The sequence below is a fragment of the Thalassovita taeanensis genome (genome assembly GCF_900110775.1).
Taxonomy (GTDB): Bacteria; Pseudomonadota; Alphaproteobacteria; order Rhodobacterales; family Rhodobacteraceae; genus Litorimicrobium; species Litorimicrobium taeanense.
Window position 1 is genome coordinate 137344 of the sequence record NZ_FOEP01000003.1, and the last position, 22701, is coordinate 160044.

Consider the following 22701-nt stretch of genomic DNA (forward strand, 5'->3'; position numbering starts at 1 on the left):
ATAGGTGGTAAAAAATTACCTATAGACAAAGAGGATTAGTTTTTTTACGAGGGCGCATGAAAAATGACCTGACTGAAACACACCTTGCCGCCTGCGCAGACAAGCTTGCCGATCTTTATACCAAAGAGTTTGGCGGCAAATCGGATGGGCGTTACCGGATCCCGGTGAAACTGCTGCGGCAGTTGCTGCAGCGCCGTCGCCTGTATGACAGTGATACGCTGATCCTGTCCCGCGCGCTGTTCGAGCGGGGCTTTGTGCTGATCGACATGGAAACATTCTTTGTCGTGCTCAGTGCCAATACCTTTGTGAACTATCGCCGCGTCAGTGAGGATGTGCTGAAATGACAGCGAAGACCGGGCGCAAGCCTCGTCCGCCGATGATCATCGGCTGGCGCGAACGCATTGCCCTGCCCGAACTGGGCCTTCCACTGCTGACGGCCAAGATCGACACAGGGGCGCGGACCTCAGCGCTGCATGCGACGCGGATCCGCATCTTCGAGCGCGAGGGGCAGGAATGGGTGCGGTTTCACATTCCGCATGCCAGCGGGCTGAAGGCGCGTGATTGCGAGGCGCGGCTGGTTGACCAGCGGGCGATCAAGAATACCAGCGGCACGCCGCAGGACCGGTTGGTGATCGAAACGCTGCTGGTTCTGGACGGTCGGAAATGGCGGATTGACGTTTCTTTGACAGATAGGTCCGGCATGGTGATGCCGATCATCCTTGGCCGTACGGCCATACGTAAACGCGGTATCCTTGTGGATGCCGGAAAATCTTTTATGGCCGGCTCGCCGGTCGCCGTCGCGGCCCCGTAAGGGATAGGTCACGATCTTCTTCAGGAAAGGAAGAGACAATGAAAATAGCGATGATGGCCCGGAATGCGAACCTGTATTCACATCAACGACTGAAGCAGGCGGCCGAAGAGCGCGGCCACGAGTTGGACATGATCAACACGCTGCGCTGCACGATGAACATCGCGTCGCGGCGGCCCGAGATTTATTACGAGGGGCAAAAGCTGCCGACCTATGATGCGGTCATTCCGCGGATCGGTGCCTCGGTCACGTTTTACGGTCTGGCAGTGTTGCGCCAGTTCGAGATGATGGGCGTTTACCCGCTGAACGAATCCGTGGCGATTGGCCGGTCGCGGGACAAGCTGCGCTCGATGCAGTTGCTGGCCCGCGATGGGATCGGATTGCCGGTCACGACCTTTGCACATGACCCCAAGCAGACCGAGGAAGTGGTCAAGATGGCCGGCGGCGCGCCGTTGGTGATCAAGCTGCTGGAAGGCACGCAGGGCATTGGCGTGGTTCTGGCTGACACTGATCGGTCGGCCAAGTCGGTGATCGAAGCGTTTCGCGGCGCGGGCGTGAACATCCTGGTGCAGGAGTTCATCAAGGAAGCGGGCGGCACCGATATTCGGGCGCTGGTCGTGGGTGGCAAGGTTGTGGCCGCGATGAAGCGCACCGGGGCCGAGGGCGAATTCCGGTCCAACCTGCATCGTGGCGGATCGGCCAATGTGGTCAAGCTGTCACCCGAGGAGCGGTCAACCGCGGTTCGGGCGGCGAAGGCGATGGGGCTGAACGTGTGTGGCGTGGATATGCTGCGTTCGAACCACGGTCCCGTGGTGATGGAGGTGAACTCTTCGCCGGGGCTGGAAGGGGTTGAGAAGGCCACGGGGATTGATATCGCCGGCAAGATCATCGAGTGCATCGAGAAGAACGCCAAAGTGGGCGCAACCAGAACGCGGGGCAAGGGCTGATGCCACGGCGCGGTCCCTTCCATCTGGCGGATCAGGTGATCGCGCCGGGCACCCGCCGCACGGTCGAATTGCCGGTCTCGACGTTGTCGGATCACACGCCGGTGTCGATGTCGGTGCACGTGGTGCACGGCAAGAAACCCGGCCCGGTGATGTTCGTGTCTGCCGCGATCCACGGGGACGAGGTGATCGGGGTTGAAATCGTGCGGCGCCTGTTGCGCTCGGCCCCGCTGAATGCGTTGTCGGGCACCTTGCTGGCGGTACCGATCGTCAACACTTTCGGGTTTCTGAACCACTCGCGGTATTTGCCGGACCGGCGCGATTTGAACCGGTGTTTTCCGGGCTCATCGGGTGGGTCGCTGGCGGCGCGGCTGGCGAATATCTTTATGGAAGAGATCGTGGTGCGATCTGATTTCGGCGTCGACCTGCATTCGGCTGCGATCCAGCGCAGCAACCTGCCGCAGGTACGGGTATCGCCGGGCAATGCGCGGACGATGCAGATGGCGGATGTGTTTGGCGCGCCGGTCATTCTGACCTCGAAGCTGCGGGACGGGTCGCTGCGGCTGGCCGCGCAGGAACGCGGCGTGGATATGCTGCTGTATGAGGCAGGCGAGGGGCTGCGGTTCGACGAATCGGCGGCGCGGCACGGGCTGAGCGGGATCCTGCGGGTGATGCGAGAGCTGGGCATGATCAGCTCGCGTGGGGTGGCGCGGCCACAGGTCAAGCCGATCCGGTGCAACCGTTCGACCTGGGAGCGGGCGCCGGCGGGCGGGTTGTTGCGGACATACCGTAACATCGGGGATATCGTCGAGGAAGGCGCATTGCTGGGGGTGTTGTCTGATCCGTTCGGCGAGATCGAAACAGATGTGATTGCCACCACAGGCGGGATCATCGTCGGGCGCACCAACCTGCCGGTGGTCAACGAGGGCGATGCGCTGTTCCACGTCGCGCAATTGCCCAACCTTGAACTGGCGGGGCAAAAGATGGACGCAATGTCAGAGCAGCTTGAGGCCGATCCGCTGTTCGATGAGGATGAGATTATCTGAAAAAGGGGCTTTCGCGGGGAGACGAAAGCCCCTCTCAGGTTTCTTGCCAGAAACCTTCCCGTGAGTGGGGATGGCATGATTGGAAGTCTTACCGAGGGTGTCGGCTTTGCCAGAGAGACGCTCTCGGGCGCACCGATCTTGTGGGGCCTTAATGCCCTGTCCTGCGGGTTCAGAAACGGGGAAAAAACTAGATTTCAGACCCGGGGAAATTGTCAGAGGCCTTTGCAAATAAGGGCTCTGACCGGTGGTCTGCGCGCGCATTGCCTTGAAAAGATGGGGGGATCTGGCGGGCTGATCAAACGGGATTTCACCGGACATAAAAAAAGCCCCGGCAGATTTGCCGGGGCTTTCGCATTTTGCAGGAAAGAAGACTTAGTCTTCTGCGTTTTCCTCAGGCGTGGCTTCTTCGCCGGTTTCCTGATTCACGACTTTCATCGACAGGCGCACCTTGCCACGGTCGTCAAAGCCCAGCAGTTTGACCCAGACTTCCTGACCTTCTTTCAGCACATCCGACGGATGGTTCAGGCGGCGGTTTTCGATCTGGGACACGTGGACCAGACCGTCGCGCTTGCCGAAGAAGTTCACGAAGGCGCCGAAATCAACGATCTTGACCACGGTGCCCTTGTAGACTTTGCCTTCTTCCGGCTCTGCCACGATCGACCAGATCATGTCATAGGCTTTCTGAATGGCTTCACCGTTCGGCGAGGCGATCTTGATGATGCCGTCGTCGTTGATGTCGACTTTGGCGCCGGAGACTTCGACGATCTCGCGGATGACCTTGCCGCCGGACCCGATCACTTCACGGATCTTGTCGGTCGGGATCTGCATCGTTTCGATCCGGGGCGCGTGAACGCTGAAATCGGACGTGCCGGACAGGGCTTTGTTCATCTCGTTCAGGATATGGATACGGCCGTCTTTGGCTTGTGCCAGGGCTTTTTCCATGATCTCGGGCGTGATGCCTGCGATCTTGATGTCCATCTGCAGCGAGGTGATACCGTTTTCGGTGCCTGCTACTTTGAAGTCCATGTCACCAAGGTGATCTTCGTCACCCAGGATGTCAGTCAGGATCGCATAAGAGCCGTCGTCTTCGAGGATCAGGCCCATGGCCACACCAGCGACAGCCGATTTCAGCGGAACGCCCGCGTCCATCATCGACAGCGAACCACCGCAGACCGATGCCATCGAGGACGAGCCGTTCGACTCGGTGATCTCGGACACGATACGGATGGTGTAGGGGAAGTCGGTGCCGGCGGGCAGAACGGCCTGAAGCGCGCGCCATGCCAGTTTGCCGTGACCGATTTCACGACGGCCCGGGCCACTCACGCGGCCAACTTCGCCAACCGAATACGGCGGGAAGTTATAGTGCAGCATGAAGTTGGATTTGAAGTTGCCGTGCAGCGCGTCGATGAATTGCTCATCATCGCCGGTGCCCAGCGTGGTCACGACCAGACCTTGGGTTTCGCCACGGGTAAACAGGGCGGAGCCATGGGTCCGGGGCAGCAGGCCGGTTTCGGCAACGATCTGACGCACGGTTGTGGTGTCACGACCGTCGATCCGCTTGCCGGTTTTCACGACGTCGCCACGCAGGATGCCGGCTTCGAGCTTTTTCAGCGCGGAACCAAGGTTCGCGTCACCCAGCTGCTCTTCGCTCAGCGCGGCCTTGATGGCATCGCGGGCGGCGGCAACGGCGGTGGTGCGTTCCTGCTTGTCGGTGATCGCAAACGCGGCGCGCATCTGATCTTCACCGGCGGTTTTCACGGCTGCGTACAGCTCCGAGTAATCCGGGGGGGTGAAGTTGAACGGCTCTTTCGCGGCGTCTTCGGCCAGCGAGATGATCAGGTCGATCACCGGCTGAATCTGAGTGTGCGCGAAGTTCACGGCACCCAGCATTTCGGCTTCGGACAGCTCGTATGCTTCGGATTCGACCATCATGACGGCGTCTTTGGTGCCGGCGACAACCAGATCAAGGCGCTGATCGGGGTTGTTGCGCAGGCCCTGCATGTCATCGACAGACGGGTTCAGCACATAGTTGCCTTCGGTGAAGCCAACGCGGCAGCATGCGATCGGGCCACGGAACGGCGCGCCGGAAATGGTCAGCGCGGCAGAGGCGGCGATCATTGCAACGACGTCGGGGTCGTTGACCAGATCGTGCGACAGCACGGTGCACATGACCAGAACTTCGTGTTTGAAGCCTTCGACGAACAGCGGGCGGATCGGACGGTCGATCAGGCGCGCGGTCAGCGTCTCTTTTTCGGTCGGGCGCGCTTCGCGCTTGAAGAAACCGCCGGGCACTTTACCCGCGGCATAGTATTTTTCCTGATAATGCACGGTCAGCGGAAAGAAATCCTGACCGGGCTTAGGGGATTTGGCGAAGGTCACGTTGGCCATGACGCTGGTTTCGCCCAAGGTGGCGATGACGGTGCCATCAGCCTGACGGGCAATCTTGCCCGTTTCCAAAGTGAGGGTTTCGTCGCCCCACTGCATTGTTTTCGTCGTAACGTTAAACATCTCGTATCCTATGTTGGCTTGTCGGGGCGTATCCCCGTGGGCCGTTTTCATCCGGGGCCGCATTGCCCCGTGGCTTTCCATTCATCCCGGTCCCGTCGCAAAGCCAGACGGCAGAACCCTTCGGATCAAGTGAAAACCGCGCCCCAAGGGGCGCGGTTTTGATCTTAGCGGCGCAGGCCCAGACGCTGAATCAGCGTGGTGTATCGCGCTTCGTCTTTGTTTTTGAGGTAGTCCAGCAGTTTCCGACGCAGGGCGACCATTTTCAGCAACCCGCGACGACCGTGGTTGTCTTTTTTGTGGGTTTTGAAATGCTCGGTCAGCGTGGCAATGCGCGAGCTGAGGATTGCAACCTGAACTTCGGGCGAACCGGTGTCGCCTTCTTTGGTTGCGAAATCTTTCATGACGCGTGCTTTTTCTTCAACAGTAATCGACATCGGGATCTCCTGTATTGAGGGTTGGGGCACAAGCCGGGATGTCGTCCAGCAGGGTCCATAGAGCACCCGCGCGGGAATCCGCAACGGATGCGCGCGTATAGGTGAGATTGGCGCGAAAGGAAAGGGAAAAGCAGGCGGGGCGTCTGATCGGGCTGCACGGCCTAGGCCGTGCTGGCGCTTGCAATGCCAGATTGTCCCATCAGCATCACGTCGTCCAGCGTCATTGAGCCTGCGTTGCGCAAGGTGGCGATCTGCACCCCGTTCAGCGACAGGCTGACGCTGCCGGGCTGGTTCTCCAACGGGGTCAGGTCAAGCTGTGGCACGGTTGCGGCGCTGTCGTCGTAAATCACGACCAGCGTGTCCGAGGTGAGGTCGAAATCCTGCACCTCGGCGGGGTTGGTGATCCAGTCGCCAAGCAGGATCACATCATCGCCATCGCCGGTGCTGACCAGATCAAAATCACCCGCAACGATTGAATCGTCACCGCCGCCGCCGTTCAGGAAATCCATCTCGGTATCGTCGCGGCCCGACAGGGCATCGTTGCCCCAGCCGCCGAACAACGTGTCCTGCCCCGCGCCGCCGGTCAGGGTATCATCGCCCAGCCCGCCCATCAGCCCGTCATTGCCATCTTCGCCGTGCAGTTGGTCATCGCCATCGCCGCCGGTCAGGGTATCATCGCCGTCGCCGCCCCAGATCACATCGTCGTCGTCATAGCCGAACAGTTCGTCGTCGCCGCCGTCGCCGTGCAGGGTGTCGTTGCCATCTTCGCCGTGCAGCGTATCGTTGTCATCACCGCCCCAGATCACATCGTCGTTGGCCTGACCGTGCAGGTCATCATCGCCCGCGCCGCCCGACAGCGTGTCCTGACCGGCATATCCGCCGATTTGGTCGTCGCCGCCTTGGCCATCAAGCTGATCGTCGCCGTCGGTGCCGCTGAGGATCGTCGCACCGGCTGCGAATTGATCGCCCGTGGCTTCGATCTCGGCGCCCGCATCGGGATCGGCGCTGTCCAGAAGGTCGGTGCCGTTTTGGTCGGATTCTGCAAGGTCCGGGGTGTCGGGCTGTTCTGGGCCGTCATCCTCGGCCGGGTCGTCATCCATAAGGCCGGTGCCGACAAACGCCGCACCCGCAACCATCATACTCAACAGACCAGCGATCATAAACATGGCGGAACCACCCCTTTTGCCCCGCAGTATAGTAACCTGAGCGATGGGGGGCTGGTCAAAACCTATCGGGTGATTTGGTTAATCTGCGGTTGGCCGCTGGTGGCGCGTTCTATTTCGTCGGCCAGCTGTGCCATCCAGTCGCCGATCAGTGGCAGGAATTCGAACTGCGAGGCCCACCACGCCAGCACCGACACCAGAAGTGTCGCCCCCAAAACCGAGCCAAGGCCGAAGGCCAGCCCACGGGTGAACTGCGCCAGCAACTGCCGGAGCAGCGAGTTTTGCACGGCGACAAAGCGATGCCCGTTCAGGTGCGCGACCTCCTCGGTCAGGCGTTCGATCGCGGCGATTGCTTTTTCGGTGCTGGAATCGGTCGATGAGGTCATGTGGGCCTTGGTTGGGGCAGGCGCTAGTGCGGCGTGTCCCACTGCTGAGGTTGCTGAGTATACGCAATATACAGCGGATGTTTCGGATGTCCGCCCTTTGTCAGGCCAAGGTGGTGGATCGTCCGGCCGGTGTCACGCAAAAGCCGCGCCACGGCGGGACCGCGGTTCAGGTGGTCGCCGTGGGCGCCCCAGGCGGCGATGATCTGATCGGCCCAGTCGCAGCTGTCGGCGATGGCGCGATCGTTTTCAGGGCCGACGGGGTCGGTGGCGGCACGCATGGCGCGCGGATCGGTGTCGCGCCAGGCAAAGATATTGGTCACGCGGAAGCTGCCGAAGCCAAGCGCGCGCGCGCGGCGTTCACAACGTTCCACCGTGGGGTCATTCTGCACTTCGGTCGCGGTCGAGGGGTTGAGCATGACAAACAGCGCCTTGCGCCCGGCCGGATCCCAGACACGGGTCAGCAGATAGCGGTAGTTTTCGCAGTCGGAATAGACGGCGGTGGACTGGGCGTCGCCCTTGAGGAACTCGCGTGTGATCATGGCGCAGTTGTGCCGCCGCAGCGGCGCGGATGCAAGGGTTCAGCCCTCGGTCGGGGCTGCTGGCACGAAGACCCGGCTGGGGTGCAGTTCGCCCGCGCGGTATTGGCCCACGGCGACGGCTTTGCCATCGAACGAGGCCCAGCATTCATCGCCGTATTCCACACCATGCGCGATCACCATGCCGGGGTTGCCATTGCGCAGCCGCACAACGCCCTGATCTGTGGTTTTGACCTCGGGGAGGTCGGTCAGGCCCACTTCGAGCGGCAGCAGGTGGGCGTCAAGCTCGGGGGTGCGGGCCAGCGCGTCGAGCTGTTCCAGGGTGATGCCGTCTTCGGCGTCAAACGGCCCGGACCAGACCCGGCGCAGCCACTTCACATGGCCATGACACCCCAGCGCTTCGCCCAGATCGCGGGCAATTGCGCGGACATAACCGCCCTTGCCGCAGGTCATTTCCAGCTCGACATGATCGGCGTCGGGGCGGTCGGTCATCAGCAGTTCCTCGACCCAGAGCGGGCGGGCGGCCAGTTCGAAATCCTCTTCCTCGCGCGCCAGCTTATAGGCGCGCTGACCGTCGATCTTGACGGCGGAAAACTTCGGCGGGACCTGCATGATATCGCCCAGAAAGCCGCTGAGCGCCTCTTTGATCTGCTCATCCGTGGGGCGCAGATCGCTTTGCGCGATCACTTCACCCTCGGTGTCATCGGTGTTGGTGGCTTGCCCCAGCCGCACCACGAAACGATAGGCTTTCAGCGCGTCGGTGATATAGGGCACGGTCTTGGTTGCCTCGCCCAGCGCCACGGCCAGAACGCCGGTTGCCTCGGGGTCGAGCGTGCCGGCATGGCCTGCTTTGTTGGCATTGAAGGCCCATTTGACCTTGTTGACCACGGCGGTCGAGGTGACACCGGCGGGTTTATCCACCACCAGCCAGCCTGAAATGTCCCGACCCTTGCGTTTGCGTGCCATGTTGCCCCTGCCTGCTGAAGTTTACGGATGTCGCCAAGGCGCGCGAGGTATCCGATGCGGTCCCGCCTGTCAAATTTTTAAGGCTCGCGGGGCGCTGTAACGCCGACGATCGGCCCCAGGCGGAACCCCGGATCGTTGCGGCCGATCTGCGGCGCATAGATCCGCGAGATATTGCCATCGAAATACAGCGCCTGCGGCAGGTGCAGCGCGTCGCGGTACAGGCTGCCGAAGTCGTGGAAGCTGACCGGCTCGTCCGAAATGGCAAAGACCACGCGGCGGCCATCGGCCGAGCTGCCGACCCCGTTGCGGACATAGAGCGAGGTGCTGTCGGGCAGGAAGCGCGGGTGCAGCTCGCCGTCGATCACCAGCATCGGGCCGGATTGGCTGGCGTAACGGCACGCGGGCGCGGTCTCCACGAAACGCAGGGTTTCGATCACGTCGGCGCGGGCATCGCCAACGCAGAACACACCGTTGGGCAACAGGCCGAAATTGCCCGGCCCGGCGTTGGTGACAACGCGCATCGCCTGTTCGCCGTCCTCAATATACAGCCCCACCGGGCGGCGGTCGTCGTGGTACATACCGGCGTTGGCGGCAAACAGCAGCTGTTCGCCCTGTTCGGCCACCGCAGCCCTGACCGCGCTGAACTGACCATAGGGCACGCCGTCTGGGCCGCTCAGGAACAGGCGCAGCTGTTCACGGTCGGCGGCGACCTCGCATATCGTGTAACTGTTGCCGGAATGCTCCAGCGTGGAACACTCGACGGCGCTGGCGGCAAGCGGCCAGAGGCTTAGGGCCGACCATAGCAAAGCCACCCAAACGGGCGGATATGCTCCGCCCCGACGCATTATTTTTCCACGTCTCGGCGGATGTGTTCCTGTTCGAACAGGCGGCGAGTCTCGTCCATCCTGTCAAACGTGTCATCCAGCAGGAACCGCAGCTCGGGCGCGTATTTCAGGCCGCATTTCTTGCCGATGATGCGACGCAGCTCGCCCTGATTGCGCGCCAGCAGTTTGACCGCGTCGCCCTGTTCCTTGCCGCCCAGTGGCAACACGAAACACGTGGCCACCCGCAGATCCGGCGAGGTGCGAACCTCGCCCACGGTGATTGAAAGCCGGTTGAGGTCGGGATCATGGATATCCCCACGCGCCAGCACCTCGGACATCGTCCGGCGGATAAGCTCTCCGACCCGCAGCTGTCGCGTGCTGGGTCCTGAGCCTTGAGAAAAGCTACCTTTGGCCATGCCTTGGCATCTAAGCCTTCTGCGGGGCTTTGCCAAGCGTGCTTTGCTTCGCTATGCAGGCGGAAGCGAAGAATATCGGAGTGGATGCGATGACAAACCTGCCGGGCATTGTGGTGACGGGGGCCTCGGGGCGGATGGGGCAGATGCTGATCCGCACCATTCAGAACAGCGACCGGGCGCGGCTGGTGGGCGCGGTCGAACGTAAGGGCCACGATTGGGTGGGCCGGGATGTCGGCGAGGCGATGGGTGGTGCCGCGCAGGGCGTGATCGTGACCGACGAGCCGCTGGAGGCCTTTGCCCACGCGCAGGCGGTGATTGATTTCACCGCGCCCGCCGCGACGTTGGAATTTGCCGCGCTGGCCGCGCAGGCCCGTGCGGTGCATGTGATCGGCACCACCGGCATGACGACCGAGGATCTTGAACGGCTGAAACTCGCCGCCCATCACGCGGTGATCGTGCGCGCGGGGAATATGTCGCTGGGGGTGAACCTGCTGGTGCAGCTGACCAAACGGGTCGCCGCCGCGCTGGACGCCGATTACGACATCGAGGTGATCGAGGCGCATCACAACCAGAAGGTCGACGCGCCTTCGGGCACAGCACTGATGCTGGGCGAGGCGGCAGCGCAGGGGCGCGGCGTGCGGCTTGAGGATGTCTCGGATCGGGGGCGCGATGGGATAACCGGTGCCCGCAAGCGTGGCGATATCGGCTTTAGCGCGATTCGCGGCGGCGATATCATCGGCGAGCATGATGTGATGTTTGCCGCCGCAGGCGAGCGGATCATTCTGCGCCACGTGGCCAGTGACCGGTCGGTGTTTGCCCGTGGGGCGCTGAAGGCCGCGCTTTGGGGGCTGGACCAGCATCCGGGCGAATATGACATGGTGGATGTGCTGGGGCTGTAACGCCCCGGCTGTGGTCCTGCCGTCCGGGTCAGCACTAAGGCCCTGTTCTCAATGCCTGCGGTCAGAAATCGATCGCCAGACCTTTCTTCTCCCAATCGCCATAGCGCACAGGCTCGGGGCCGTCGCGCCCGCCCAGCTCTTTTGCCAGCGGCGTTTTCTTGGCGGCCTCAACGCGGCGCGCTTCGGCCTCGGCCAAAGCGCGGATCGCGGCGGGGGGCAGGTCTTTTTTCGGCTCGCTCATCGCTTGTCTTCCTCTTGCGGCTGACCCTTGATATACGCCCCCATCACGCCAGAGCAAGGACCGCACATGACCAGCCAACGCAAACAGACCCCCCGCAGTGCCGCCGTTCACCTGTTGGACGAGGTTTTGGGCGAGGGTCGGTTGCTGTCAGAGCTGTTGGGCACCCGGATGCTGGAACGCCTGAGCCCGGCGGATCGGGCGCGGGCGCAGCGGTTGACGACCGACACCCTGCGCGGGTTGGAACGGGCCGACCGGATCCTGCAAAAGCATCTGCGGAAATATCCACCCCTGACGGTGCGCAATACGCTGCGGCTGGCGACGGTCGAGCTGTGCCTTGGCGGCGATGCGCATGGCATCGTCAACGAGGCGGTGACGATTACCGCGGCTGACACCCATACGGCGGCGATGAAGGGGCTGGTCAACGCCGTGCTGCGCAAAGTCGCGGCCGAGGGCGTCGCGGAATGGGCCAAACTGCGGGTGCCGCGCCTGCCCAAATGGCTGCGCGGGCCGCTGGTCGAGGCGTATGGCGCCGAGGCGATGGCGGCGATGGAGGCGGCGCATTTCGCAGGCCCCGCGCTGGATCTGACGGCAAAGGGCGACGCGGCGGCAGTGGCCGCAGCGGTGGGCGGGGTGTTGCTGCCCAGCGGATCGGTGCGTCTGGCGCAACCGGGGCAGGTGTCGGCGCTTCCGGGGTTTGCCGAAGGCGATTGGTGGGTGCAGGACGCCGCCGCAGCACTGCCCGCAAAACTCCTTGCTGCCAAACCTGACGAGGCCGTGCTGGACATGTGCGCCGCACCGGGCGGAAAAACCATGCAGCTGGCCGCGACCGGTGCCGATGTAACCGCGCTTGATCAATCCGCCTCCCGCATGGTGCGCGTGGCCGAAAACCTGACCCGCACCGGGCTCAAGGCGCATCTGGTCACCGGCGACGCGCTGCAACATCAGGGCCAATACGATGCAATCCTGCTGGATGCGCCCTGTTCGGCCACCGGCACCATTCGCCGCCACCCCGACCTGCCGCTGGCCAAGGACGGCTCGGATTTCGGCGCGCTGATCGAGCTTCAGGAGCAGATGATCGACCACGCGCTGACCCTGCTCAAACCCGGCGGGCGGCTGGTGTTCTGTACCTGCTCGTTGCTGCCAGACGAAGGCGAATGTCAGGTCGAAGACGCCCTAGCGCGTCACCCCGGCCTGCGTGCGGACCGTGACGCGCTGGCGCTGCCCGGCATCGACCCCGCCTGGATCACCGAAGAAGGCGGGCTGCGCCTGCGCCCCGATTACTGGTCGGACCTTGGTGGGATGGATGGCTTTTACATGGCCTGCCTGACCACCTGACCCCGGCGTTCACATTTTCCAAATATCCTTGGGGGTGAAAGGTCAGACCCTGACGGTCTGACCGGAGGGGCAAACCGCCCCCTTTTTCCGCTGCCCAAAATCCCCCGCGACGGCCCCGGCGCAAAAACCGCGCAGCGCAGGTTTTCAGCGGTGACAGCCCGGTTTTGTCAGTCTATCCTTTGCCCAATTCCGCCGTCAGAGCGTGAGAGGCAGAGCTGATGTCCAGACCAGAACGTTTCTCGGCGCGGCACACGCGCTTCATGCATCGGCTGCATGCGCGGCTGAGCACGCTGACGCGCCCGGCCACCGGATTTGTCAGCCAACCCGAACCGCGCACCATCGGGTCTTTTGCGCGCGGGCGGCAGTTGATGGCGGGCAATCTGCTGTTCGCGGGGCATCTGATCGAATCACCGGGCACGAGCCTCTGGCAGATCGACGCCCCCGATATCGCGTTCGAGCACGAGGTCCACGGCTTTGCCTGGCTGGATGATCTGGCCGCTGTGGGCGACGCCGCGACGCGCGCATTGGCGCGCGATTGGCTTTGGGACTGGATCGCACTTTACGGCAATGGCACCGGGCCAGGCTGGACGCCGGACCTGACCGGGCGGCGCATCATCCGCTGGATTCACCACGCGCTGTTCGTGCTGCGCGGGCAGGACAAGGACGCCTCTGAAGCGTTCTTTCGCTCCCTTGGGCAACAGGCGATCTTTCTGGGCCGCCGCTGGCACAAGGCCACCCCCGGATTGCCAAGATTCGAGGCCCTGACCGGGCTGCTTTACGCCGCGCTGTCGCTTGAGGGGATGGAGAAACACACCGCCCCCGCGATCAAGGCGCTGGGGCGCGAGTGTCGCGGTCAGGTCGATGCGCAGGGCGGCATTCCCACCCGCAACCCCGAAGAGCTGCTCGAGGTGTTCACCCTGCTGACCTGGGCCGCGGCGGCGCTGACGGAAACCGGGCGCACCCCGCATCCCGATCATCTGGCCGCGATCGAACGCATCGCCCCCACCCTGCGCACCCTGCGCCATGCCGATGGCGGGCTGGCGCGGTTCCATGGCGGCGGGCGCGGGGCCGAAGGGCGGCTGGATACCGCGCTGGCGGCCAGCGGCGTCAAGACCTTCACCCCTGACGGCCTGTCGATGGGCTATGCCCGGCTTAGCGCCGGTCGCACCAGCGTGATCGTTGACGCCAGCGCCCCGCCGGGGGGCAAGGCCTCGCAGAACGCACATGCTTCGACATTGGCGTTCGAGCTGACCTCGGGGCGGCGGCCGGTGGTGGTCAATTGCGGCTCGGGCGGGTCGTTCGGCATGGACTGGCGGCGGGCAGGGCGGGCAACGCCCAGCCATTCCACCCTGTCGCTGGAAGGCTATTCCAGCGCGCGGCTGGGAGAAGGCGGCGCGCGTGCCGAGATGCTGGTCGATACGCCCACCAAAGTGCCGGTTCAGATGTCGCAGGCCTCGGACGGGATTCGCTTCGAGGGCGGGCACAACGGTTACGTTCGGACCCATGGGCTGACCCATGCCCGCACGCTTGAGATGACGTTCGATGGCCGCGGCATGGCGGGCGAGGATCTGCTGGTCGCGCTTGAAGAGGCCGACAAGCGCCGGTTCGACAAGGTGATGGACGAGGCCCGGCTGCAAGGCGTGCCGTTTCAGGTACGGTTCCACCTGCACCCCGAGGTCGACGCGACGCTTGATATGGGCGGATCCAGCGTGTCGCTGGCGCTTAAAAGCGGCGAGTTGTGGTTGTTCCGGCATGATGCAACGGCAAAAATCGAGCTGGACCCCTCGGTTTACCTTGAAAAAGGCCGCCTCAGGCCGCGTGCGACCAAACAAATCGTTTTATCCAGCCGCGCAATGGACTATGCGACCCGCATCCGGTGGTCGTTGTCAAAGGCGCAGGACACGCCTGTCAGCATTCGCGATCTCAATCGTGACGAGCCGGATTTGACCTGAACCAAAGACCAGAAGGCTGCCCCATGACCGATCTGCATCCCGTGCGCCGTGCGCTGATTTCCGTTTCCGACAAGACCGGCCTGATCGCGCTGGCCCAGGCGCTGACCGCGCGCGGGGTCGAACTGCTGTCAACCGGCGGATCCGCCAAAACGCTGCGCGAGGCCGGGCTCGAGGTGCGCGATGTGGCCGAGGTCACCGGCTTTCCCGAAATGATGGACGGTCGCGTCAAGACCCTGCACCCCAAGGTGCACGGCGGGCTGCTGGCGCTGCGCGACAACCCCGAGCATAAATCGGCGATGGAAGCACATCAGATCGGCGCGATCGACCTGCTGGTGGTCAACCTTTATCCGTTCGAAGAAACCGTCACCAAGGGCGCCGATTATGACACCTGCATCGAGAATATCGACATCGGCGGCCCGGCGATGATCCGCGCGGCAGCCAAGAACCACCGCTTTGTGAACGTGGTGGTGGATGTCGAGGATTATGACGCCCTGCTGGCCGAGCTGGACGCCAACGACGGCCAGACCTCCTATGGCTTCCGGCAGCGTTTGGCGCAGACGGCTTATGCCCGCACCGGTGCCTATGATGCCGCCGTGTCCACCTGGATGGCCGCCGCCATTGGCGACGAGGCGCCGCGCCGCCGGGTTGTGGCCGGCACGCTGGCGCAGACCCTGCGCTATGGCGAGAACCCGCACCAGAAAGCAGCGTTCTATCTGGATGGCACCAAACGCCCCGGCGTGGCGACAGCACAGCAGCTTCAGGGCAAAGAGCTGTCCTATAACAACATCAACGACACGGATGCGGCGTTTGAGCTGGTGTCGGAATTCCTGCCCAACGACGGCCCGGCCTGCGCGATCATCAAGCACGCCAACCCCTGCGGCGTGGCGCGCGGTGCAACCCTGACCGAGGCCTATGGCCGCGCGTTCGATTGCGACCGCACCAGTGCCTTTGGCGGGATCATCGCGCTGAATCAGGTGCTGGATGCAGCGACGGCCGAGGAAATCAGCCAGATATTCACCGAAGTGGTCATCGCCCCCGGCGCCGATCAGGCCGCGCGTGACATCTTTGCCAAAAAGAAAAACCTGCGCCTGCTGATCACCCCCGGCATGGCGAACCCCGCCGATGCGGCGCTGACGTTCCGGCAGGTGTCGGGCGGGTTCCTGGTGCAGGACAAGGACAACGGTCATATCGACCTGCCCGACCTGAAAGTGGTCACCAAGCGCGCGCCGACTGACAAGGAACTGGCCGACCTGCTGTTCGCCTGGACCGTCGCCAAACATGTGAAATCCAACGCCATCGTCTATGTCAAAGACGGGGCGACTGTGGGTGTGGGCGCAGGCCAGATGAGCCGCGTCGACAGCTGCCGGATTGCCGCGCGCAAATCGGTCGATATGGCCGAGGCGCTGGGGCTGACTGCCCCGCTGACCCAAGGCTCGGTCGTGGCGTCGGATGCGTTCTTTCCCTTTGCCGACGGTCTGCTGACCGCCGCCGAAGCGGGGGCCACAGCGGTTATTCAGCCCGGTGGCTCCATGCGCGACGACGAGGTGATCAAGGCCGCGGATGAGGCCGGGTTGGCGATGGTTCTGACCGGAATGCGGCATTTCCGCCACTAAAGCGAGGCAACCCTGCCCGGCGGCGCAGTGCGTGGCGCGGGCAGGAGGCCTCCGGCGGGGATATTTTGGAAATGTGAATGCGGGGCCGTGCGCCCCGAGGAGAGCGCGATGCGGCGGGTATTCTGGGCGGGCTTCTGGACTTTTCTGGCGGATCAGGCCAGCAAATATCTGGTGGTGCATCTGCTGAACCTGCGTCAACTGGGCGAGATTGATCTGGTGCCGCCGTTTCTGAATCTGCGGATGGCGTGGAATTACGGGATCAATTTTGGCCTGTTTGCGCAGGGCACCGATCTGGTGCGCTGGGTGCTGATTGTGCTGGCGCTGCTGATTTCGGGCGGTGTGCTGTGGTGGGTCATGCGCGACAGACCGGGGCGGGCCGGGCAGATCTCGGCCGGGTTGCTGATCGGCGGGGCGCTTGGCAATGTGGTGGACCGGCTGCTTTATGGCGCCGTGGCGGATTTTCTGAACATGTCGTGCTGCGGGATCGCCAACCCCTTTGCCTTCAATATCGCCGATGTGGCGATCTTTGCCGGGGCTTTGGGGTTGGTTCTGTGGGGCGGGGCGAAAAAGGCCGCGTGACGAGGGCGAGACAATCCGCTAAGCAAAGGGCGGACCAAATCGGAGGCTGGCAATGCGGATGCCGCGTGCGTTGATCTTGATCGCTTGTGTTGTCTTGTCGGCCTGTTCGGGCGACGGGCGGGATATTCGTTTGCGCGATATGCGCTCGTTCTCTGATGGGCCGGACGAGTTTTCAATCCTTCCAAACAAGGCGCTTGAGGCCCCTGCGGATTATGCGGCGTTGCCTGTGCCGACGCCGGGCGGGACCAACCTGACCGATCGCAACCCGCTTGGGGATGCGGTGGCGGCTTTGGGTGGCAAGCCATCTGCGCTGATTGCATCGGGTGTGCCTGCATCGGATGCCGCATTGGTCAGCCACGCCAGCCGCAGCGGTGTTTCGGCGGATATCCGCCCGACCCTTGTGGTCGAGGACGAGGAATTCCGCCGTCGGAAATCGCGCTTTACCCGGATCCGGCTGGTGCGTGTCGACCGCTATAACGACGTGTACAAACGTCAGTCGCTGGATGCACATGACGAGGTGGACCGGTTTCGCCGGGTTGGCATTACCACGCCGTCCGCCCCGCCGGGCGCGCGCTAAGTCACAAGCGCGTCAGCTTGGCTTGCGGTTGCCGCAGTAGGGCGTATCTTGCACCTAACTTGCAGGAGAACGCCGATGATCCGTCTTACCGCCCCGATCCTGACCCTGATCGCGGCCTTTGCCGTGAGCACCGCGCCCGCGCGGGCTGATGATCAGCTGACCCATTTCAATCTGGACAACGGGATGGAGGTTCTGGTGATCGAAGATCACCGGGCGCCGGTTGTGGTTCAGATGGTTTGGTATCGTGCCGGATCTGCCGATGAACCCACCGGCCAGTCCGGCGTGGCGCATTTTTTGGAACACCTGCTGTTCAAGGGCACCGATACGTTGGCACCGGGCGAGTTTTCCGCAACGGTGGCGCGCAACGGCGGCAATGACAACGCCTTCACCAGTTATGACTACACCGCCTATTTTCAGCGCGTCGCGGCGGATCGGCTGGAACTGATGATGCGGATGGAAAGTGACCGCATGGTCAACCTGCGCCTAAGCGAAAGCGATATCGCCACCGAGCGGGACGTGATCCTTGAAGAGCGCAATCAGCGCGTGGACAACAACCCCTCGTCGCTGTTCCGTGAGCAGAAGGATGCGGTGCAATACCTCAACCATCGCTACGGCGTGCCGGTGATCGGCTGGCGCCACGAGATGGAAGAGCTGAGCCTTGAGGACGCGCTGTCCTACTATGGCACCTATTATTCGCCCAACAACGCGATCCTGATCGTCGCGGGCGACGTGCAGCCCGACGCGGTGCGCGCGCTGGCGCAGAAATATTATGGCGTCCTTCCGGCCAATCCCGACCTGCCCAAGCAACGTTACCGCAGCACTGAGCCGCCACAGATCGCCGAGCGGCGGCTGATCTTCCGCGATGCGCGGGTGGCGCAGCCCTATGTCAGCCGGTCTTACCTGGCGCCTGAACGCGACAGCGGCGCGCAGGAAAAGGCGGCGGCGCTGACTCTGCTGGCCGATATTCTGGGCGGTGGCACCACTTCGGTTCTGGCTGAAAAGCTGCAATTCGACACGCAGCAGGCGGTGTATACGGGGGCCTACTACAGCGACACGTCACTGGATGACACGACTTTTGATCTGGTGATCGTGCCGGTGCAGGGCGTCAGCCTGCAACAGGCCGAAGACGCGATGGACAAGGTGCTGGCCGATTTCCTGGTGCAGGGCGTCGATGCCGAACAGCTGGACCGCATCAAAATGCAGGTCCGCGCCTCCGAGGTTTACGCCCGCGACAATGTCGAGGGGCTGGCCAACCGCTATGGCCGGGCGCTGACGCAGGGGCTGACGATCAAGGACGTGCAGGACTGGCCCGCAACGCTGGATGCCGTAACCGCCGATGACATCATGGCCGCCGCGCGCGAATTGCTGGACAAGCGCCATTCTGTCACCGGCTGGCTGATGGCCGAGGAGGTAAGCCAATGATGACCCGCTTCATTCTGCTGTGCATCGCGCTGCTGGCCGCCCTTCCGGCCCGCGCGGGTGTGGATATTCAGACGCTCACCACGCCGGGCGGCATTTCCGCCTGGCTGGTCGAGGATCACTCGATCCCCTTCACCGCGCTGGAGCTGCGGTTTCGTGGTGGTGCGGCGCTGGATGACCCGGCCAAAAAGGGCGCGACCAATTTGATGGTCGGACTGCTGGAAGAAGGCTCCGGTGATCTGGACGCTCGCGGTTTCGCCCGCGCGACCGAAGCGCTGGCCGCCAGTTTCCGCTATGATCTGTCGGATGACGTGGTCTCGGTCTCGGCACGGTTCCTGACTGAAAACCGCGATCAGGCGGTGGCGCTGCTGCGCGATTCGCTGGTGGCGCCGCGCTTTGATCCCGACGCCGTCGAACGGGTGCGCGGGCAGGTGATTTCCGGCCTGCTGTCCGATCAAAAAGACCCGCGCGACATCGCCTCGCGGGCATTTGAAACGCTGATCTTTGGCGACCACCCTTACGGCGCGCCGATGTCGGGCACCATGGACAGCGTGCAGGCGCTGACCCGCGCTGACTTGATCGCCGCGCACGCAGGCGCGCTGGCGCGGGATCGGCTGTATGTCTCGGCTGTGGGCGATATCACCGCCGATGAATTGTCGGCGCTGCTGGATGGGCTGCTAGGCGATCTGCCCGCCACCGGCGCGCCGCTGCCCGGCCCGGCCAAGCTGAACTTCCCCGGCGGGGTGCAGGTGGTGCCGTTCGACACACCGCAATCCGTGGCCCTGTTCGGCCAGCGCGGGATCGACCGCGAAGACCCGGATTTCTTTGCCGCCTATGTGCTGGACCTGATCCTTGGCGGCGGCTCGTTCGAAAGCCGCCTGATGCAGGAGGTGCGCGAGAAACGCGGCCTGACCTATGGCGTCTATACCTATCTGGCCGACAAGGATCAGGCGCAGATGTGGATGGGCTCGGTCGCGTCGGGCAATGATCGCATAGCCGAGGCCGTCGCGGTGATCCGCGAGGAATGGCAGAAACTGCTGGACGATGGCGTGACCGAAGAAGAGCTGGCCAATGCCAAGACCTATTTGACCGGTGCCTATGCGCTGCGGTTTGACGGCAATGCGACCATCGCCAACATCATCGTTTCGATGCAGATGGAGGATTTGCCGACCGACTATATCAATACCCGCAACGATCAGGTCAACGCCGTCACGCTTGACGATGTCGCCCGCGTGTCCAAACGCCTGCTGGACCCCGCGCACCTGACCTTTGTCGTCGTCGGTCAGCCCGTGGGGCTTGCGACCGCTGGAAACTAAGCGGGGTTTGCGCCCAAACGCCTCAGCCTGATCAGGCGCATTGAGCGCGCAGGGCGATCATGGCACTCTGACTGCGGACTGCGGGGGCTGAGGATCGTCATGACTATATGGCTGCTGATCGCGTTGATCGTTGGGCTGACCGCCGCCATGGCGGTCTATCTTGGGCCGCTGCGCCTGCTGCGTCGCCGCGAATTCTGGCTGTCGCATCTGGTGATGTGGCTGGGCCTCTGGCTGATTTGGGGCTTTGTCGTCACGCTTTATCCCGACAGACCACTTGCCGAGCTGACCATGCTGATGGGCGGGTTTTGGACTCTGGGCGGCGGCATCTGTTTTGCTGTCCTATATGTGTCCCGCCGCCTGAAACGCGACGGCGAAACACCTGACTAGACCTTACTCGCCGTAGGGCACCCAGATCGTCTTGACCTCGGTTGCGGCCTCAAGAAACGCGCGGCCTTCGCCCTCGGTTCCCATCCAGTCGCGCGCCTGACCGTTGTTGACCCAGCTGCGCTTGAGGTTGCCCGCGCTGGCGGCTTCGATCAGCCCCGACAGTTCAGACGACGAAAAGCTCCAGACCGCGTCAACATCCAGATGCTGCGCCAGAACCTTGGCCAGATCCGCATGTGGCCCGGTCAGAATGTTCACCACCCCGCCCGGCACATCCGACGTATCCAGCACCTGATAAAAATCGGTCGCGGCCAGCGGAAACGCCTCGCTTGCGGCCAGAACCATCCGGTTGCCCATCGCAATCGCTGGCGCCATGACGGATACCAGCCCCAGCAGCGGCGCTTCGTCGGGGCAGATCGCGCCGATCACGCCCACCGGTTCGCGCATCGCCATGGCGACACCGCGGATCGGCACGCTTTTGACCTGCCCGTCAAACTTGTCGGCCCAGGCGGCATAGGTGAACAGGCGGCTGATACTGGCCTCGACCTCTTTTGCGCCACTGCGCCCGCCGGTCAGCCCATCAATCCGCGCGGCAAACTCCGCCGCCCGCGCCGACAGGTTTTCGGCGATGTAATACAGGATCTGTGCCCGCAGATGTGCCGTGCTTTTGGCCCAGCCACCGGCACCGCGCGCCGCTTCGACCGCGTTGCGCACATCCTTGCGCCCGGCAATCGGCACCTGACCCAGCAGCGCCCCGGCGCGTGAAAACACCGGCTGTGAATATCCGCCATCAGGCCGCGCCTGCTTGCCGCCGATATACAGCTTCGGCGTCCGGTCGATCCCCTCGGCCTCGCTACCCTCGCCGGTGAAGCCTTCGATCTTGGTCAGCGGCTTGGTCTTGCCCTTGGGCCGGGTATAGGCGTTCAGGCCTTCCCAACCGCCTTCGCGCCCGAACCCGCTTTCACGCATCCCGCCAAAGCCCGCGGCGGCGTCAAACAGATTGGTGGCATTGACCCAGACCACACCGGCAACCAGCTTGGGTGCGATATCCAGCGCAAGGTTCACGTTCTCGGTCCAGACCGTCGCGGCAAGGCCATAGCGCGTGTTGTTGGCCACATCCACCGCCTCGGTCGGGGTGCGGAAGGTGGTCGAGACCAGAACCGGGCCGAATATCTCTTCCTGCATCAGGCGTGACGTCGGCGTCAGCCCGGTGATCAGCGTCGGTGGATAATAGCACCCGCCCGCAGGCAGCTGTGCGTTCACGCAATAGGTCTCGCCCTCGGTATTGCCGTCCACCATGTCGCGGATGGTTTGCACCTGCACCGGGTCCACGATCGCGCCCACGTCAATGCATTTGTCCAACGGATCACCGATCCGCAGCCCGTCCATCCGTGCGCGCAGCTTGGCGTGGAACCGCTCGGCCACGCCTTCTTGGACCAACAGCCGCGAGCCTGCGCAACAGACCTGTCCCTGATTGAACCAGATCGCATCGACCAGCCCCTCAACCGCGCTGTCCAGATCAGCGTCATCGAACACGATATAGGGCGACTTACCGCCCAGCTCCAATGTCAGCGCCTTGCCGCTGCCCGCCGTCGCTTGCCGGATCTTGCGCCCCACCTCGGTCGAGCCGGTAAAGGCGATTTTGTCGATCCCCTCATGGGCCACGATCATCTCGCCGACCGCGCCGTCGCCGGTCACGATATTGACCACGCCCTTGGGCAGCCCGGCCTGTCGGCAAATATCCGCAAACAACAGCGCCGTCAGCGAGGTGTATTCAGCAGGCTTCAGCACCACCGTGTTGCCCATCGCCAAAGCGGGGGCCACCTTCCACGCCAGCATCAGCAGGGGGAAATTCCACGGGATGATCTGGCCACACACGCCCAAGGCGCGGCGGTCCGGCATCTCGGCCTGCATCAGCTGCGCCATGCCCGCGTGGTAATAAAAATGCCGCTGCGCCAGCGGCACGTCGATGTCGCGGCTTTCGCGGATCGGCTTGCCGTTATCCAGCGTTTCCAGCACCGCAAACAGCCGCGCATGTTTCTGCATCAACCGCGTCAGCGCATACATATGCCGCGCACGACCATGCCCGCCCAGCTTCTCCCACTTCGGCTGCGCCTTGCGCGCGGCCTCGACCGCGGTATCCACATCCGCTTGCGTCGCCTGCGTCAGCATCGCCAGCGTTTCACCCGTGGCCGGGTTTTTCGACAAAAACCCCTCGCCCGGCGCGGTAAAGCTGCCATTGATGAAATGCCCGAACCGGTCGCCCTGATCCACCAGCCACGCCAAAGCCTCGGCTGCGGTTTCAGGCGCGGGGCCATACTCCATGCTCTCGAAAATCTCTTTTACACTCATCGT

The 22701-nt window shown here is 63.3% G+C and carries 23 protein-coding genes; 13 read left to right on the forward strand and 10 right to left on the reverse strand.

Annotation, left to right across the window (positions count from 1 at the left end; genetic code table 11):
• The first annotated feature begins 56 nt into the window (after positions 1 to 56).
• The 4 genes from BSF79_RS05405 to BSF79_RS05420 are packed head-to-tail and all read left to right on the forward strand — an operon-like array spanning position 57 to position 2798.
• Positions 57 to 344, forward strand: coding sequence for a hypothetical protein (locus BSF79_RS05405; protein WP_090268842.1), 288 nt, complete (start codon positions 57 to 59; stop codon positions 342 to 344).
• A complete protein-coding gene (locus tag BSF79_RS05410; protein WP_090268843.1) occupies positions 341 to 811 on the forward strand; it encodes an ATP-dependent zinc protease family protein in 471 nt (156 codons plus the stop codon). Before BSF79_RS05405 ends, BSF79_RS05410 begins: the two co-directional genes overlap by 4 nt.
• Positions 812 to 849: 38 nt before the next feature.
• Complete coding sequence (gene rimK, locus BSF79_RS05415) at positions 850 to 1755, forward strand: 30S ribosomal protein S6--L-glutamate ligase (protein WP_090268844.1); 906 nt, start codon at positions 850 to 852, stop codon at positions 1753 to 1755.
• Positions 1755 to 2798, forward strand: a complete 1044-nt coding sequence (locus tag BSF79_RS05420) for a succinylglutamate desuccinylase/aspartoacylase family protein (RefSeq protein ID WP_090268845.1) — start codon at positions 1755 to 1757, stop codon at positions 2796 to 2798. Before rimK ends, BSF79_RS05420 begins: the two co-directional genes overlap by 1 nt.
• Positions 2799 to 3170: 372 nt before the next feature.
• Here BSF79_RS05420 and pnp read toward each other — a convergent pair whose 3' ends face one another.
• From pnp to rbfA, 8 genes are all read right to left on the reverse strand, one after another.
• Positions 3171 to 5306, reverse strand: a complete 2136-nt coding sequence (gene pnp / locus BSF79_RS05425; protein WP_090269089.1) for a polyribonucleotide nucleotidyltransferase — start codon at positions 5304 to 5306, stop codon at positions 3171 to 3173.
• A 164-nt stretch (positions 5307 to 5470) separates the two neighbouring features.
• A complete protein-coding gene (rpsO, locus tag BSF79_RS05430) occupies positions 5471 to 5740 on the reverse strand; it encodes a 30S ribosomal protein S15 (RefSeq protein WP_090268846.1) in 270 nt (89 codons plus the stop codon).
• A 161-nt stretch (positions 5741 to 5901) separates the two neighbouring features.
• The gene (locus BSF79_RS20200; protein ID WP_090268847.1) at positions 5902 to 6906 is read right to left on the reverse strand and encodes a calcium-binding protein; all 1005 of its coding nucleotides are present in this window, start codon (positions 6904 to 6906) and stop codon (positions 5902 to 5904) included.
• A gap of 62 nt (positions 6907 to 6968) precedes the next feature.
• Positions 6969 to 7289: a DUF5665 domain-containing protein gene (locus BSF79_RS05440; RefSeq protein WP_090268848.1), complete on the reverse strand. Its 321-nt coding sequence runs from the start codon at positions 7287 to 7289 to the stop codon at positions 6969 to 6971.
• A 23-nt stretch (positions 7290 to 7312) separates the two neighbouring features.
• The gene (locus tag BSF79_RS05445) at positions 7313 to 7828 is read right to left on the reverse strand and encodes a DUF1643 domain-containing protein (RefSeq protein WP_090268849.1); all 516 of its coding nucleotides are present in this window, start codon (positions 7826 to 7828) and stop codon (positions 7313 to 7315) included.
• Positions 7829 to 7867: 39 nt separating this feature from the next.
• The gene (truB, locus tag BSF79_RS05450) at positions 7868 to 8791 is read right to left on the reverse strand and encodes a tRNA pseudouridine(55) synthase TruB (RefSeq protein ID WP_090268850.1); all 924 of its coding nucleotides are present in this window, start codon (positions 8789 to 8791) and stop codon (positions 7868 to 7870) included.
• 77 nt (positions 8792 to 8868) lie between these two features.
• Entirely contained in the window at positions 8869 to 9636 is a 768-nt protein-coding gene (locus BSF79_RS05455; protein ID WP_090268851.1) for a phosphodiester glycosidase family protein, read from the reverse strand.
• Positions 9636 to 10031 (reverse strand): 30S ribosome-binding factor RbfA, encoded by a 396-nt coding sequence (rbfA, locus tag BSF79_RS05460; RefSeq protein ID WP_090268852.1) that lies wholly within the window; start codon positions 10029 to 10031, stop codon positions 9636 to 9638. The genes BSF79_RS05455 and rbfA overlap by 1 nt, the downstream gene beginning before the upstream one ends.
• An 89-nt stretch (positions 10032 to 10120) precedes the next feature.
• Here rbfA and dapB point away from each other — a divergent pair, with 89 nt between their 5' ends.
• The gene (gene dapB, locus BSF79_RS05465; protein ID WP_090269090.1) at positions 10121 to 10930 is read left to right on the forward strand and encodes a 4-hydroxy-tetrahydrodipicolinate reductase; all 810 of its coding nucleotides are present in this window, start codon (positions 10121 to 10123) and stop codon (positions 10928 to 10930) included.
• A 61-nt stretch (positions 10931 to 10991) separates the two neighbouring features.
• Here the strand turns inward: dapB and BSF79_RS05470 are convergent, their stop codons facing one another.
• Positions 10992 to 11171 carry a DUF1674 domain-containing protein gene (locus BSF79_RS05470; RefSeq protein ID WP_090268853.1) on the reverse strand — a complete coding sequence of 60 codons (180 nt, stop codon included), beginning with the start codon at positions 11169 to 11171 and terminating at the stop codon, positions 10992 to 10994.
• A gap of 66 nt (positions 11172 to 11237) precedes the next feature.
• On the opposite strand from BSF79_RS05470, the gene BSF79_RS05475 reads away from it, so the two are divergent.
• The 8 genes from BSF79_RS05475 to BSF79_RS05510 all read left to right on the forward strand — a co-directional run bounded on the left by BSF79_RS05475 (position 11238) and on the right by BSF79_RS05510 (position 20349).
• A complete protein-coding gene (locus BSF79_RS05475) occupies positions 11238 to 12506 on the forward strand; it encodes an RsmB/NOP family class I SAM-dependent RNA methyltransferase (RefSeq protein WP_090268854.1) in 1269 nt (422 codons plus the stop codon).
• 218 nt (positions 12507 to 12724) lie between these two features.
• Entirely contained in the window at positions 12725 to 14458 is a 1734-nt protein-coding gene (locus BSF79_RS05480) for a heparinase II/III family protein (protein ID WP_090268855.1), read from the forward strand.
• A gap of 23 nt (positions 14459 to 14481) precedes the next feature.
• On the forward strand, positions 14482 to 16071 hold the full coding sequence (gene purH, locus BSF79_RS05485) for a bifunctional phosphoribosylaminoimidazolecarboxamide formyltransferase/IMP cyclohydrolase (RefSeq protein WP_090268856.1): 1590 nt from the start codon (positions 14482 to 14484) through the stop codon (positions 16069 to 16071).
• 108 nt (positions 16072 to 16179) lie between these two features.
• Positions 16180 to 16650 carry a signal peptidase II gene (lspA, locus tag BSF79_RS05490; RefSeq protein ID WP_090268857.1) on the forward strand — a complete coding sequence of 157 codons (471 nt, stop codon included), beginning with the start codon at positions 16180 to 16182 and terminating at the stop codon, positions 16648 to 16650.
• Positions 16651 to 16702: 52 nt separating this feature from the next.
• The gene (locus tag BSF79_RS05495) at positions 16703 to 17227 is read left to right on the forward strand and encodes a DUF3035 domain-containing protein (RefSeq protein ID WP_090268858.1); all 525 of its coding nucleotides are present in this window, start codon (positions 16703 to 16705) and stop codon (positions 17225 to 17227) included.
• Between the two features lie 75 nt (positions 17228 to 17302).
• Complete coding sequence (locus tag BSF79_RS05500; protein WP_090268859.1) at positions 17303 to 18649, forward strand: M16 family metallopeptidase; 1347 nt, start codon at positions 17303 to 17305, stop codon at positions 18647 to 18649.
• Entirely contained in the window at positions 18649 to 19962 is a 1314-nt protein-coding gene (locus tag BSF79_RS05505) for a M16 family metallopeptidase (protein WP_090269091.1), read from the forward strand. Before BSF79_RS05500 ends, BSF79_RS05505 begins: the two co-directional genes overlap by 1 nt.
• Before the next feature lie 99 nt (positions 19963 to 20061).
• The gene (locus BSF79_RS05510) at positions 20062 to 20349 is read left to right on the forward strand and encodes a hypothetical protein (protein WP_090268860.1); all 288 of its coding nucleotides are present in this window, start codon (positions 20062 to 20064) and stop codon (positions 20347 to 20349) included.
• A gap of 3 nt (positions 20350 to 20352) precedes the next feature.
• Here the strand turns inward: BSF79_RS05510 and BSF79_RS05515 are convergent, their stop codons facing one another.
• Positions 20353 to 22698, reverse strand: a complete 2346-nt coding sequence (locus BSF79_RS05515) for an aldehyde dehydrogenase family protein (protein WP_090268861.1) — start codon at positions 22696 to 22698, stop codon at positions 20353 to 20355.
• Positions 22699 to 22701 lie beyond the last annotated feature (3 nt).